10 protein-coding genes and 1 pseudogene are annotated in these 14,922 nt (G+C 44.7%); 7 read left to right on the top strand and 4 right to left on the bottom strand.

The features are described from left to right. Positions 1-75 precede the first annotated feature (75 nt). From DS739_RS06925 to DS739_RS06915, 3 genes and pseudogenes are all read right to left on the bottom strand, one after another. On the bottom strand, positions 76-1,965 hold the full coding sequence (locus DS739_RS06925; protein WP_035353267.1) for an amidohydrolase family protein: 1,890 nt from the start codon (positions 1,963-1,965) through the stop codon (positions 76-78). Positions 1,966-2,129: 164 nt separating this feature from the next. Beyond that, a complete protein-coding gene (locus DS739_RS06920) occupies positions 2,130-3,314 on the bottom strand; it encodes an MFS transporter (RefSeq protein WP_035353270.1) in 1,185 nt (394 codons plus the stop codon). Positions 3,315-3,558: 244 nt separating this feature from the next. Further along, a pseudogene (locus DS739_RS06915) lies at positions 3,559-3,768 on the bottom strand (helix-turn-helix domain-containing protein); the annotation flags it as partial. Between DS739_RS06915 and DS739_RS06910 the strand changes: the two are divergent. After that, positions 3,722-4,027 carry a nuclear transport factor 2 family protein gene (locus tag DS739_RS06910; protein WP_081461407.1) on the top strand — a complete coding sequence of 102 codons (306 nt, stop codon included), beginning with the start codon at positions 3,722-3,724 and terminating at the stop codon, positions 4,025-4,027. The pseudogene DS739_RS06915 and the gene DS739_RS06910 overlap by 47 nt on opposite strands. Positions 4,028-4,298: 271 nt before the next feature. Here the strand turns inward: DS739_RS06910 and DS739_RS06905 are convergent, their stop codons facing one another. Beyond that, positions 4,299-6,446, bottom strand: a complete 2,148-nt coding sequence (locus DS739_RS06905; protein ID WP_035353273.1) for an AsmA family protein — start codon at positions 6,444-6,446, stop codon at positions 4,299-4,301. Between the two features lie 303 nt (positions 6,447-6,749). Here DS739_RS06905 and DS739_RS06900 point away from each other — a divergent pair, with 303 nt between their 5' ends. The 6 genes from DS739_RS06900 (at position 6,750) to DS739_RS06875 (ending at position 14,906) form a co-directional block, all read left to right on the top strand. Next, positions 6,750-8,192 (top strand): DUF2252 domain-containing protein, encoded by a 1,443-nt coding sequence (locus tag DS739_RS06900; protein ID WP_006115496.1) that lies wholly within the window; start codon positions 6,750-6,752, stop codon positions 8,190-8,192. A 175-nt stretch (positions 8,193-8,367) separates the two neighbouring features. Further along, entirely contained in the window at positions 8,368-8,949 is a 582-nt protein-coding gene (locus tag DS739_RS06895; RefSeq protein ID WP_035353741.1) for a TetR/AcrR family transcriptional regulator, read from the top strand. Continuing rightward, positions 8,946-9,275, top strand: coding sequence for a multidrug efflux SMR transporter (locus DS739_RS06890; RefSeq protein WP_006115494.1), 330 nt, complete (start codon positions 8,946-8,948; stop codon positions 9,273-9,275). Before DS739_RS06895 ends, DS739_RS06890 begins: the two co-directional genes overlap by 4 nt. A 47-nt stretch (positions 9,276-9,322) precedes the next feature. Beyond that, positions 9,323-10,417, top strand: coding sequence for an efflux RND transporter periplasmic adaptor subunit (locus DS739_RS06885; RefSeq protein ID WP_006115493.1), 1,095 nt, complete (start codon positions 9,323-9,325; stop codon positions 10,415-10,417). Then, on the top strand, positions 10,414-13,458 hold the full coding sequence (locus tag DS739_RS06880; RefSeq protein WP_006115492.1) for an efflux RND transporter permease subunit: 3,045 nt from the start codon (positions 10,414-10,416) through the stop codon (positions 13,456-13,458). Before DS739_RS06885 ends, DS739_RS06880 begins: the two co-directional genes overlap by 4 nt. Beyond that, a complete protein-coding gene (locus DS739_RS06875; protein ID WP_006115491.1) occupies positions 13,455-14,906 on the top strand; it encodes an efflux transporter outer membrane subunit in 1,452 nt (483 codons plus the stop codon). The genes DS739_RS06880 and DS739_RS06875 overlap by 4 nt, the downstream gene beginning before the upstream one ends. Positions 14,907-14,922 lie beyond the last annotated feature (16 nt).

Raw genomic sequence — 14,922 nt, 5'->3', positions numbered from 1 at the left:
GCCACACGCTCAGAACTGCTGTCAGTATCAGATCTGGAAAGAAAATTCCTGAATAAATACTACATAATCAAATAGTTACCTAGATCCTCCTTCCTGCGCATGGTCTTTTGCCCTGATTACCCGTCCGTATGCAGTTTTCCCGAATTCTTCTGAATACGTGCCGTTATCCCATGCTACTTTCCCGCCGATAATAACGCTCCGTACAACGGCATCTGGACGATTAACAATTTGCCTGCATCCGAATTCAGGGCGGTACATGAAGTGGTAGGTTTTTTCTGGGTTCCATTGTGCAAGAGCGACAGGGTCAATAATACAAAGATCAGCTTGTGCACCGAGGCACACCAATCCTGCATTGATTCCGAAAAATTTTGCAGGAAGTTCTGTCAGGCGATGAACCATGCAAGAAACCTGCTGCAATCCTTCTTGCTGTGCAATTTTTAATGCACGCAGGTTTCCGTCATAAAAACCAATATTGGCAAGGTGTGCGCCACTGTCATTAAAACCCGGTAGGGTTTGATTGTGAAACAGGAGCTTTCTGAGTGTTTTGGCATTACGGTTTGCAAAAGTTGTTTCCCAACGCAAATCTGTATCCCATGCCCGCAGCAAATGGAGGAAAAATGCTGCATCATCTTTGATTGGGTTTGGAAAGCTTGCGAAAAATTCCGTTTCTTCATCATGCTGAAAAACATCATGACCATTTGAAGCTTGATACTTGAGAAGCCTGCGATAAGGGGCTTCCAGCGCTTCTCCAACCCAATCGGTCAGTGGGCATTCTGCTACAATCATGTCATTGAGTTGCCGAGTTAGCACAACATCTTCCAAACAGAGCCTCCGCAACATTCTGGCAAGAGACCAACCGTTTTTTCCCTTAAGCCACATTTTTCGGAATGCTTTGACCCATGCGGGGGCATTGAGAATGTGGCCACGTCCTTGACGGTCATCAAGTTCCAGTTCGTTGAGAACCCGAAACTCTGGCACTTCATCCGCTATCGGATTGATGGCACCATCACTCCAGATACGAAATGATGATGATAAAACCTGAAAACGTAAATTTCCTTTCAGCATTGGGGAATTCAGAATGAAAGATAGTAGAAGGCAAAGGTACATGGCGGAACGATTGGTCTGTAGGTCAATCGCTGCCAATACTGTTGTTTTAAGCGGTTGTTTGTAAAGGCGTCCGCTGGTCAGCATAAAACTGCGTACTGCGGCAAAAATATCGTCTTTGGGAGGAGTGGTCTGCCAAACGCGATTATAACGTCTTACAATATTTGTAAGCCGGGATAATTCTGGAAAGCGCGCATACTGGGTCGGGATTTTTTTCTTTTTGTTTGGTATGTTGGCAAGGAAATGAAAAGGCAGCGCATCGGTTGAGAAACCAGCATAACCTTGAAACATACCGGCTTCCAGAAGTTGCGCCATTTGGGCAAGCTCCTGCTTTGTTGGTTCTCTGCTGATAGATGCGGTTAACCCCATAACTTCAATCCTGAGCATGGAATGAGGTATGAGCGGCACCACATTAGGCCCCAGTGGCAGGCTTTCCAGATGGTGAAGATAACCTTGTGAATCTGACCATGAGCAGGCATCCGCAACCCGGCTTAGAACAGACTTTGGCATATTCTCAACCCTTGCGAAGCAATCAACAATAGGGGCTTCACCATTGCGGCGCTGATGACCATACGTCACGCCAATGGAGCAATTGCTTATAACAACAGTTGTGGTTCCGTGGCGTACTACTTCTGGCAATTCAGGGGCAAGTTCGATTTCCAGATCAAGATGTGTATGAATATCCAGTAATCCTGGCATTAACCACAAACCCTGACATTCTATCTCGATAGCACCGTGTATGGCTTCAAGATAGGTACCGATTGCAGTAATTTTGCCATCGGTTATGGCAACGTCTGCAATGACGGGAGATTTTCCACGGCCATCGAACAAAATGCTGTTTCGGCAAATAATATCAACCATATATATCTCCGAAAGCGGCGCAGGGCGACATGAAGAACAGAGCTCTGCGTATAATGGTCGTTTTGCCAGCCACCATTTATCTAATAACAACAGGTTTGAAGAAAATTAGTTTCTGAATAAATAAATTTATATATGAGTAAATAATCGTGAATTTTACATATTAATCAATTAACCATTTCTTGCCATGCTGCGCGTGCGAGTGCAGCACTGGCAAGGGCAACCAGACAAATCAGGGCTGCGCAACCAAGCCATCCATAACGCGCGTAAAAAGGAGCGGGAACAACAGCCCCAACACTGCCACCTAGATAATAGCAGGTAAGATAGAGGCCAGTTGCCGCAGACCGGCCCGTTTTGGCATGACGCGCCGTGTAACCAGTAGCACAGGATTGTCCGGCAAAAACGGCCATGCAGGAAAGAGCCAGCCCAATCACGATAGAAGGGAGATAGAGGGGAAGTGTGAGAACAATTCCTACAATTCCGGCTATTTGTGAGAGCAGAAAAGCCTGTGTGCGTCCAATCCTGCCAATAAGGCGCCCAAAGAAAGGTGTAACTAAGACTGGCAATAGAAAGACCACAAATAGGGCGCCAACCTCTAGAGAGGTCAGGCTGAACGGTGGCGCTCCCAAACGTAGGCTCAGATAGGTAAAGGAGGTGACCTGCTGAAACAGCAAGCTGGCACCGATAAAACAGGTGGCTAGTAGCCGCCAGTCCTGCGCGCCTTTTATGACACTTTTTAAACTTTCAGAAAGGGAAGGGCTGGGTTTGAAATGGCGCTCCGTAGGTAAACAAAACACGGCAAGAGCAAGCACGAAAGAAAGCAAAACAGCAAAGACAAGAAATGTAGAAAGCCATCCCGTTAATGCAGCGGCTGCACCTGCAAGAAATCGGCCACAGAACCCACCGAACGCCGTACCCGCAACATACACACCGTTTATGGTGGTTGCGGCACGCCCCGACCATTCCTCGGCAATATAAGCAAGGGCGGCGGTAAAGATAAACGGAACCAGTAACCCTTGTGCAAACCGTAGGGAAAAAAGAGCTGCAAAACTCCATGCCAGAGCGCAGCTAGCGGTTGTGACAATCAGCCCGATAAGCGCCATTACCATAATGTGTTTGCGCCCGAAGCGATCCGAGATAGCACCCGCCAGCGGGGCAGCAACTGCAACGCCTAGCGTGGAGGCACTGATTGTCCAGGTGCTGGCCCCCAGGCTCACGCCAAATTGCCGTGCAATATCGGGCAGGATAGGCTGAGTGGCATAAATATTCAGAAGCGCACAACTACCTAAAGCAAAAAGAGCTATTATTTTACGAAGAGGAATCTGTGTGGTTGCGCCCGTTTCATTCCTCATTACATGCCCCCGGAACAGTTCATGATCGACCTCGTAAAAATATCCATACAGACAGGGCCTTGGGCGCACGTTCTAAGACGTGTCATTGCTATTATTCAGTACAACAGATTTATGAATTAAAGAGTAAACGCAAGAGCCGGTTTCCCTTGCGCGATATTGTGATGAACGCACGCAAACTGTTTTGTAAACATGATGATGGGGCTATAATGAGATCCAGACGTGCTTCATCTCATGCAGCTTCTATTCACATTGGGGGAGTAGCTTTAGCACGGCAGCGTTGTGCATAGGCACTGGGGCTATATCCTGTGTTCTTTTTAAAGGCTGCGGCAAATGCCCCCAGGCTTTCGTAACCCACAGCAGCGGCAACATGGGTAACATGATCACCTCGTGCCAGTTTTTCCTGAGCATTGAGAATACGTAAGCGCTGGCGCCATGCTGAAAACTGCATTCCCGTAAGCGCCTTTCAAACTCACACACGCGCTTTGCGTGCCAACCTTAGTCGGCTGGAAATCGATATCCAGCACATAGTGTGTGAGGGTAATAAAGCGGCCACAGTGCACGTAGCACGTATTACACACCCCTCTGGTGAGGAAAGTCTGATCAAAGTTGTTGCCTTTTATCAGTTCAGAGCAGGCCGCATCTGTCTTGTTGATGAACTAACCCATCTTTTGAAAGGCAACGAGAAAGACCAAAACCTTGGAGCATTACAATGAAAAACAAGCTCTATTCGTACAGCCTTCATCGCCGACAGAGCTTAAGGCATTACGGGCAAACGGGCAGGGGTTTACTTATGGTTCGGCATTACTGATTGTATTTTGCTTACCAGAAACAAAAGGTAAAATTTTGCAAAATTTTTGAACGCAAGACAGATTGTGCTGCCGATGGCTACGGGCAAGCTGCTTGCTTGGATCCGTAGCCACTAATAAAAATCAATAAGGCTTGCTCTTACAGGAAGAAGAGCCCTGCATAAACAGCGGTTTCCTATTACTTGTTCTTAAGTTTTGCCTCCCATGCGGCCCGCACTTCGGCAGGTGTCATTTGCTTTTGTTGTCCCTTTTTTGGCCTTTCAGCAGGCGCAGGTTTCTTGCCGTTTGTTGTGCGGGCTTGCGTGGAGGAAGGCTTTTGTTTTCCTACTAAACCGCGTGCATGAGAGAGTGCTCCAGGTGCAATCCCGGCGGCAGGATTGCTATTCACTTCCTGAACAGCGCGGCTGCACAGAGATTTGTCACCTACACCGAACTGAATGGTTGGAAGCAAGGCAAGCGGCGGAAAAACAAATCCAAGCCCGGTAGCTGCGGCTGCGCGGCCAATAATTTCGGCACCGGGAAGAACCATGGGCGATTTGATAGGCCCGGTAATATGGAATGCACCTGGTAGCGAAGCAATTGTGGGATGTTGTGAACGCGTGGTGAGTTCATAATCCAGCTTGTTTGTGCGAAAATTGATAGTGCCTTTACCCAAGGTGCGGGCTTCGCCCGTTTCAAGCAGCAAGGTATTGGTTGAGACAATACCATTCTTGAGCGGCATATCCGCAATAAAGCAGCGAATATCTGTATGGGATGGGAGACCAATCGCACTGAGAACAGCATTAGCCAGTTGCAGACCCAATACACTCGGCAAGATGGCTGTAATATCCCCCCCTTGATCCAGAACCAGCGTAAGCCCCCCATTACCTGCGGCCATCAGAGAGGCAATGGAATTACCTTTCGCCTTGAGTGTCATATGCCCGCCAATAATACCTTGGGCTTTTGAATTTGCGGTAGCCTGCATAATGCGTGAAAGGTCAATGCGGGCAAAATCGATACGCGCGGTCGTATCAAACAACTTTCCATCTGGCTTGAGGGTAGCGGAGCTGGCCAGAGTGCCATTCCCCACTGCAAAATTCAGGCGTTTCAGATCAATGGCGCCATCGGTCACAAAAAATTCGGCGTCAATATTATCAAGCGGTACTTTCTGATTTTCGATGTGCGCACCATGATACGTAACATGTGCATTTACAGCATTCAGTTTGGGAATGTTGATAGGGGTATCTGGCAGCACCGTGTTGCTTTTGGCTTCCGCTTTTTCTTCTGCTTTTGTCTTGTCAGGTTTTGCGCCAATAAAACCTCCCAGATCAACAAGGTTTACTTGTTTGGAATGGAGGTCTGCCTGTACGAATATGGGCTTTTCATGTGGGTTGATTTCAATGGTGCCACCAATATCACTAGTGCCCATCTTGCCTTCAAAATCTTTAAAAACAACATGTTCGCGCGTATAGTTTAGGGCTCCCGTAATGCTGTACGCAGGTGTGCGTGGAATGGGTACACCGGTAAGCGGATACAGCAAAGACATATCAGGCCCGGCAAAGTGCAGTTTGAGATGCGCCCCACTGAGTGTGAGCGGATGCACAACATCCCCTTTCAGCGTGGCTGTGGTAGGGCCATTTTGCACGAACAAATCAACCGGATAAGGCTCCTTATCATCAACAAAGGAGAGAACAGTGCCCCCTACAAAGCGGGCTGTAATAGGTTGCTGCGCATAACGTCCTTTAGCTGTAAGACGCAAAGATCCGCGATTGTTGCCTTGCGGAGGCGTGGTTTCCACTCCCATCTGCATATCAGCCTGTAGCGGATCATGCCGGACATGCAGTGCACCATTGGTAATACGCAGTTCTCCAATATCAGGAAGGCTGCTGGCCTGCTCCGTCTTGTTCTTATTTGCTGGGGCGGGTTTTCCGTCTTCCGTAAAGGTGTAATTATTTTCACCATTCTTGCGGGCAAGAATGTCTGCTTTGGGCTCAGTAAGCGCTATCAGCGGGATATGAAGCGCGCGATGCCATAGGTAGGACCAGACATCAACTGAAACGGTTAGCTCCTTAGATTGAGCAAACAGATCTTTTTCCTGATCAAAGGTCTTGGGCTGTTCTATCCTAAGGTTTTCCACCCGAATAGTTGTCACACGCCCAAGCGCAACGTGCAGATGCTCAATAGTGGTCTTGCGGTGGAGTATTGCCGTGGCACGGGAATTGACCAAAGGTACAAACCAATCCCATGACCAGAATACAATCAGCAGGATAATGGCCAGCAGAAAACAACCTAACCCTATCAGCACCGGGTGCGATTTTGCGGGTGTCTGAGGGGGTGTTTCAGTCATAAAGCGTGCTCCTTGAAGGCATAAGGCCACAAACAGATAAAAACTTAAAATATATCAGGGATAGAAAGGGTTATCCCGGTATTGCATTTATATAACAAGGCAAACGTTATGTTTGGTTGCGAAGTTCCTGCCCGTTACCAGTCTGGCACAATGTGCCTGTCAGAGAACGGCAGAAAGAGAAGGTATGTTCCTAAAAAAGACACTGGCTCTAAATATGGCCAGAGATACGAGAATACTGCATACCTGCAACGCTTTTCGTTTGAGTTGTTGGTTTACTCTAAGAGCTATGCCTAAAAATGTTCTATGACCTCAGCTCTTCCAGCACAGACCGCCAGCCTTATTCCTCGCGCCCTTCGCCATGCCAATGGCATAAAACTGCGCAAGATTGCGCCACGTACCCAACAGGCAGAATGGCATCCCCCAAAAACAAGGATAGATCCGGTGTCTATCCTTGTTACGCAAGGGGAGCATCGAATCAGCGCATTATTACCAGTGCGTTATGCACGCATGGCCGTTTCTCCCTTTGCCTTTTTACGCGGCGCGGCTGCTGTTATGGCAGCAGATTTGGCCGGAACACTTTCCGCTGGTCTAAAAGTGCAAAGCTGTGGAGATTGCCACCTGGCCAACTTTGGCAGTTATGCCTCTGCGGAAGGAACCGCAGTTTTTGATATCAATGATTTTGATGAAACGCTTTCCGCTCCATTTGAATGGGACATCAAACGTTTAGGCACCTCTTTGGTGCTGGCGGGGCGAGAATCTGGGCTTTCCGAGGCATCTGCACGTAATCTGGCACGTAGCATGGCGCAATGCTATGCGCAGGAAATGGTGCGCCTAGCCCCTATGAGCCCTTTGGAAATCTGGGCAGAACGCATTGATCTTTCGGCCGCCATTGCGGGTTTTCAGGACAAACAAGCCCGCAAAAAAGTCCAGAACCTGCTAGATGCACGCCTGGAAAGTGCGCGTACACATTTTGGCCTTGTGGCAGAAGATTGCGGTACACCACGCCTAACAGAAAAACCGCCCTTGGTGGTGCGTCTGCCAGAACAGGACGAGGCAATACGCGCAGCCTTTACCCGATATATTGCAACACAACCGCCTGAACGTGCCATTCTGCTTTCTCGCTACACGTTGCAGGATGTTATTTTTAAGGTTGTAGGCGTAGGCAGTGTGGGCACGTTTTGCGCCATAGGCCTATTTTCGACACCAGATAATGAAGTTTTACTGCTTCAAATCAAGGAAGCGCAGGTTTCTGTTCTAGCTCCATATCTTCCACCCTCGACATTCCACAATCAGGGTGAACGCGTTGTGGTAGGGCAACGTATTATGCAAACAGCATCTGACGCGTTTTTAGGCTGGACGCATAGTAGCGGCACAGATGAAGTAGATGGCGAAACGGGAAGCCTTCCTGTTGGGCAGCGCCAGTTTTATGTGCGCCGGCTGAAAGATCAGCGTTTGGCTGCGATTGGGGCAGAATTTGCACAGATTGGTCTGCCAGATTATGCGCTTTTATGTGGTCGCACGCTTGCACGCGCTCATGCGCGTTCTGGTGATGTTGCCACTTTGGCAGGCTATCTGGGTGGAGGGCGTGCTTTTGCAGACGCCATTGCGGGTTTTTCTGTTGCTTATGCAGATCAGACAAAAGCTGATTGGAAAACCTTCTGTGCAGCCATTAAAGCAGGGCGCATTTCTACTCTCCCTTCTGCCTTATCATCCAAAGAAAACGTATCTCCAAAAAAGAAATCTTAATTTCACAATGTTTTCTGGTGAGAGGTGTAGGGCTTATGTGCGTCTCTTACCAAGAAGAGCACATTAAATTAGGAGTGCCTGTTACCCAAAACATCATAAGTCTGGCTTTTTAGCCATTTTTTAGGGCTATAGGTTTGGGCTTTACAAGAAACCGTCCAGACGGTATGTTTTGCTCATGACAAGCCATAAGACACGTACAAACAATCCGGAATCTGTAAAAAGCAATCTTTTAGATGCTGCTGCTGAAATACTGATTCATGAAAGCGCACAAAAACTGACACTAAATTTGGTTGCGCAAAAGGCGGGTGTTAGCAAAGGCGGCTTGCTCCATCATTTTCCCTCTAAGGAGAAACTTCTTGATGGGTTGTTCCATCGAGAACTCAATCTTTTTCGGGATGAAATACAGGCTGCTATGGAAAAAGATCCTGTTGAAACAGGGCGGGCAGCGCGTGCCTATATTGGCTTGGGTAATGCATCTAACCCGCAGGATAAAAGCTATATTATTCTGCGCCAGTTGCTATCTATCATGCTGTCAGACAATACATTGTCTCAAGAATGGACGCGCATTTATTGGCAAACAATAAAATCTACCGGGCTTTTTGAAGAAAGTTCGCCGTTAATGATTTTATGCTGCTTAGCGGCAGATGGATTGTCATTATGGGAAATATTAGGTGCTGACAAACTGAATAGCATTAATTGCGAAGATATTCAGAGAATTATTGAAAAAATTACATATTCTAAACGGATAGACCAATGAAGGGATTTTTGTACATTTTCTTTACGGTGGTTTCCGAAGTAATCGGCACGGCAGCACTTAAAGAAGCACAGAATTTCACAAAACCTCTCCCAATTTGCGTAATGAGTGTTGGGTATGTGCTATCGTTTCTCTTTCTATCCCTTGCCTTAAAAGTTACGCCTATGAGTGTTGTTTATAGTGTATCCTCTGGGTTGGGTATTATTTTTTCGTGCCTTATTAGCCGGTTTTATTTCAATCAAAGTTTGGATTACTCACAAATATTAGGTATTATTCTTATATTTTTTGGTGTCTTGTTGTCAAACGGCACCAATGTTCACAATACGTAAAATCTCTGAAACTCTCAAAATAGTGCAAGTGCATAGTTGTAAGTATTATGTGGTATCAGATCAAAAAAACAAAAGTTCTCTATAAGACTTTCTTAATTACCACTCTTATATCTATGAGTGCTTGTAAAGAGAAATACAGTAACCCTGTGGCGCCACAACCAAAACCAGTTGAGGCCGTTCAGGTTGTCCCTGCTGATAATAATTTATCACAATATGTAGGTTTTTATACTGCTCAGCATATAATATCTGTCTCTACGCTACGAGAAGGAAAAATTAAAAGTATTTCTGTCAGCGAAGGAGAATTTGTACATAAAAATGATATTTTAGCTATTATGCACAATACAGATTCAAAACTTCTTCTGGCACAAGCGCAGAGTGAGTTTGAAGCAGCGCATGCCAATACGCTTCAGCTTTCTGATCTTGTAAAACGTAGTAACGGTTTGGATACTATTGGCGCTTTATCTACAAGCACAATAAAAGACCGACAATCAGCTCTTTCTATGGCCCGTGCAAAGGAAAAAATTGCAAAAGAAGCCGAAAAACTGGCTGAAAGCCAAGAACAACAAAGCATGGTGCGGGCTCCAGAGGATGGAATTATCATAAAAGTTTCTGCCCAGCCCGGTGCATTAGCCGGGGTTGGGAGCGAGATTATTGCAATGGCAGCAGGTAACCCCGAAATTGACGTAGAGTTATATGATTCAAAGTTCGTAAACATTGGTGAGCAAGCCAAAATTACGATTATAGGAGATACACACCCCATTGTTGTGAAAGGGGAGGTTGTGCGTATCAGCCCATATTTTGATCCTGATACAAAAGTAAGACATGCACGGCTAGCATTAAAAAATCCGTTACCAATACCATTGAATACTTCTGTTTTTGTTACACTCTTATCAGAACAAGTAAAAAATTTTGTTCGTGTGCCTCTTACTGCAATTTTTTACACAAAAAATACGCCCCTTGTTTGGGTGGTGAGTAAAAATAAACAGCATATTGAGGAGCAAAACATCACAATTGTAAGCTTGAAAGGGCAAGATGCTATTGTAACAGGCCTTTTACCCGAACAACTTGTGGTTTCAAGTGGCCCAGACCTTCTTCAGCATGAAGACCTCGTAAAAATTGTGCAGATGGATGAGCATTCATGATGTCTCAAAAATTCAATCCATCTCGTTGGGCTGTGGAACATCCTCAACTTATTGGTTTTCTGATGATTATCTCCGTCATTGCCGGGGGATGGCAGTTTATCAATCTGGGGCGTGCTGAAGATCCTAATTTTACATTAAAAAGTATGACAATTTCGGCCCAATGGGCTGGGGCAAGCCCCGATGCATTGCAGGCACAAATAATAAATCCATTGGAACAAGAATTACGTGGTATAGATTTTTTAGATACTCTTTCCACATACTGTAATCAGTCTTTTTGTGTTACGCAGGTTTCTTTAAATGATAATGCGCCCAAAGAGCAGGTTCCACAAATCTGGCAAAAAGTTCGTAACAAAGTAGCTGACGTTTCTCCTACTTTACCAGAAGGAGGAACATTATCTGTAAATGATGATTTTGCAGATGTTTATGGTTATACCTTTGCGCTAACAGGGCCAGAAGTCTCCAGTCTTTCTCCGATCGCCAAGAAAATAAAAACTGGTTTTCAGAGAATTCCCGATGTTGCAAAGGTGCAAATTATTGGGGAAATTCCAGCAACATTTAATATAGATATAGATCCTGTTCGGCTAAAAAATGTAGGTATGGGCCTGGCGCAGTTTTCTGAGACCATACAGCAACATAGCCTTATTGCATCAGGCGGTATGCTGGATTTTGGCATTGACATGCCCATTGATGTTTCTAGTGCCGTTTATAATCAGGAATCCATAGAACAGATCACGTTGCCTTCAAAATCTGGCAACTTGCACGTCAAAGACATTGCAACTGTTAGCCGGGGCTATATTGATCCGCCATCCAGTATTGTGCGGTATCATGGCAAACCAGCACTCATTATCGCCGTGGCAATGGCAAAAGATGGTGATGGCCTTACCTTAGGTAAAAAACTAAATACCGAGCTAGGTAAAATAAATAGTGAACTGCCAACAGGTTTGAAATTTGTTCAAGTTGAAGACCAAAGTAAGGTTATTAAGGAAGCCGTAAATACATTCCTGTTAAAATTCTTTTTTGCGCTTCTGGTTGTACTGGTTGTAGCATTTGGAACACTCGGTTTTCGAAGCGGAATGGTTGTGGCATTTTCAGTGCCGCTTACCTTATCTTTTGTCGCACTATACATGAAAATATCTGGCATTGGTTTAGAGCGCATTTCTCTGGGTGCTTTAATACTATCCCTCGGCCTATTGGTTGATGATGCTATTATTAGTATAGAAGCCATGATTGTGCAGTTATCCAACGGTGCCAGCAGAGAGGATGCTGCATCCTACGCGTGGGAACACACGGCTTTTCCTATGCTTACAGGCACTTTAATAACAATTATAAGCTTTTTACCTGTTGGAATAGCCAAATCTACAACAGGTGAATATGCTGGTGAGATTTTCTGGGTAAGTGCTGCTGCATTGCTTTGTAGCTGGGTTGTAGCCGTAATTTTTATACCTTTGCTTGGAGTATGGTTTTTACCACAACCGCAAAATACATTAGAAAATACACCGTCTTTAGAAACAAAAAGCATTCTTGCTTTACGTAAAATTCTTGAATGGGTTGTTGTTAGAAAAAAAACCGTTTGTGCCGTAACTCTTACTCTTCTTGTTATGGCAATATTGGGCACATCTTTGGTTAATCAGCAGTTTTTTCCTCTATCTGATCGCCCAGAACTGATTGTTGATGTTGCATTGCCACCCGGAAGTTCACTTAGTAAAACCAATAAAATTGTAAGCGATATTGAAAGCAAGATATTATACTTGCCATCTTTGGCTCATATTGAAACACACATCGGAGATGGCGCCCCCAGATTTTACCTGCCTTATATACCAGCCAGCCCAAGTGCTTCACATGCAACATTGCTTTTAGTTGCTAAAGATTTAAATGCTCGGGAAGAGCTCTTCAAAAGTATAAAAAATTTCGCGAATGGTATTCCCGCAAGCCTTCATGTGCAAAGGCTCTCTTTGGGGCCAACTGCTGATTTTCCCGTGCAATATCGCATTATTGGTTCAAACATAGATAAAATTATAAATATATCGCATGAAATAAGAGATATCCTTAAAAATACATCCGGCACATCTGATGTACAAATTGATTGGGGCAATCGTACACTCTCTGAATCATTTCAACTGGATGCAGAAAAAGCAGCCCATTTTGGAAGTAACCGTATTGCTATTGCACAACAAATGCAGGCTTTTCTTTCTGGAGAAGAGGTAGGTAAAATTTTTAATGCGGATAATCATCGCAGCCTAGTTATTCGTGCAGAAGAAAAATTCCGTCATAATCCACAATTATGGGGGCTGCTTCCAATACAAACGCAAATGGGAAATGTATTTCTGGGCCAATTAGGGTCTTTGGAAATTAAACAGATTTTCCCTGTGATATGGAGAAGAAATGGAGAACCATGCATAACAGTTCAATCTGATGTTATGCCGGGTATTGAGCCCTTGGAAATTGTAGAGCAGATAAAACAGAAAATAGATAACATAAAAAAGCATCTTCCATATGGTTATAGGGTAGAAGTAGGGGGAGACGCCGAACTTTCTCAAACAGCAAATGATGCCATATTTGCTTTATTGCCCCCCACAATTGGTATCATGCTGCTTGTTTTAATGCTGCAATTGCAAAAATTCAGCCGTGTTTTACTAGTTTTATGCTCCAGCTTTTTGGGGCTGATAGGTGCCGTATTGGCTTTACTTATCTTTAAAGCACCATTTGGTTTTGTTGCCTTGTTAGGTTTAATTGCTTTGGCCGGAATGATTATGCGCAATACCATATTACTGGTAGATCAAATAGAATATAACAAACACAATGGTTTAACGCTAAACGCATCTGTTATTGATGCAACAATATTGCGTGCACGCCCTGTTATACTTACAGCTCTGGCCTCTGTTTTTGCCTTCATTCCGTTAGCATTTAATATTTTTTGGGGGCCTATGGCCATTGTCATGATTGGGGGATTGAGTGTTGCTACATTTCTTACTCTTCTTTCCTTGCCAGCTTTTTACTTGGTTATATTTAGTGACAAACAAAAAGATAAGGCTGCACAATGATTTTTATGTTTTCCAAATCCAAGAAAATTAAAATTGTATTGTTATTGCCAGTCGCATTTCTGGAGGCATGCTCCTTACAGCCTAAAACATCACTCCCAAAAGTAACATTACCACAAGCTTGGGAGAATACACCGGCCCAACAGTTTTATGGCAAAGCACAAAAAGACTGGTGGCAGAACTTTCATCAGCCAAAATTGAATAACCTTGTAAGTATTGGGTTGCAGGAAAATATTGATATCAATATTGCGTATGAAAAACTGCAAGCATCTCGTATTGAAACAAAAATAGCCTATGCAGCAAATATGCCCGAAATTAACGGCACAGCAGGGTATAGCAGAAATTATACATCTACAGCAGGCATAGGAGATGTATTGCGGCCTTTATTAGGGCTAGATCAAGGTGGTTCTTACCTAGAACCTAAAGGAGTTTCTTATAGTAATTTTAATACAGGTATGTTTGCATCATGGGAACTAGATTTATGGGGCCGCTATAAATTGATGCGAAAGGTGGCTGATGCCAACCGTCAGGCCTTTCAAGATGATATTGAGGCTGTGTCTCTTTCATTTGAGGCAGAAATCTGCCGTCTTTATTTTCTTTGGGTCAACCTTACCCAAATGGTAGAGGTTGAAAAAAAAGCATCGAATATTTTAAAAGAAATAGAGACCATAAATAACGCCTCGTACCAAAGGGGCTTGATATCACAAACAGTTCTTCTTGAACAAAGCAATCAATTTCATAAGGTTTTTATGAAGTATCAGGAACTGGATAATGCGCAACAGGCTGTACGTCGAGCGCTTTCCACTCTGGTATACAACCGTCCTGATGCTTTATCTGTGAATGATCAGAGTTTCTCACCTATTGATTATACTCAGATCACACCAGCACCTTTAAAAATTCCGTCCGTATTGGTGCAAAGTCGGCCAGATATTCGTGCGGCTGAGCAAAGATTGCACGCGGCTTCGGCTATGGTTGGTATTGCTAGGGCAGACTTTTACCCTCGCATTACGTTTTCCGGCGAATTGTCGATAGATGCGTTAACATTAACCGAGTTCGGGTGGGGGGCACGAAATACCCAATTTGGCCCAACGCTGACTTTACCTATTTTTGAAGGTGGCAAAATTGCGCGGCAAGTGGAATTGCGCCAATCCGAACTCAAAAACGCTGGGCTGGAATATAAACGAACAGTGCTAAATGCATGGAAAGAAACAGAAGATGCACTCGCCAATTATAATATGACACGCGCACAGTACGGCGATGCTGCGCAGATGGCTGAAAATGCAAAAATAAGTGAAAAAAGGGTAGGGGCTTCTTACCGTCGAGGAGATGAATCCAAAGTAGAATTTCTTGTCAGCCAGCTCGCAAGCCTAGATTGTAAGATCGAGCTTTTAAACATGCAGCAACGTTTGATGGAAAATTACATCCGCCTATATGTCGTTTCAGGCGGGTAACGTATAGCTCTATCAA

Origin of the sequence: Acetobacter sp. JWB (assembly GCF_003323795.1) — a bacterium.
Classification (GTDB): Bacteria; Pseudomonadota; Alphaproteobacteria; order Acetobacterales; family Acetobacteraceae; genus Acetobacter; species Acetobacter oryzifermentans.
This window is presented reverse-complemented; position numbering and strand designations above follow the sequence as displayed.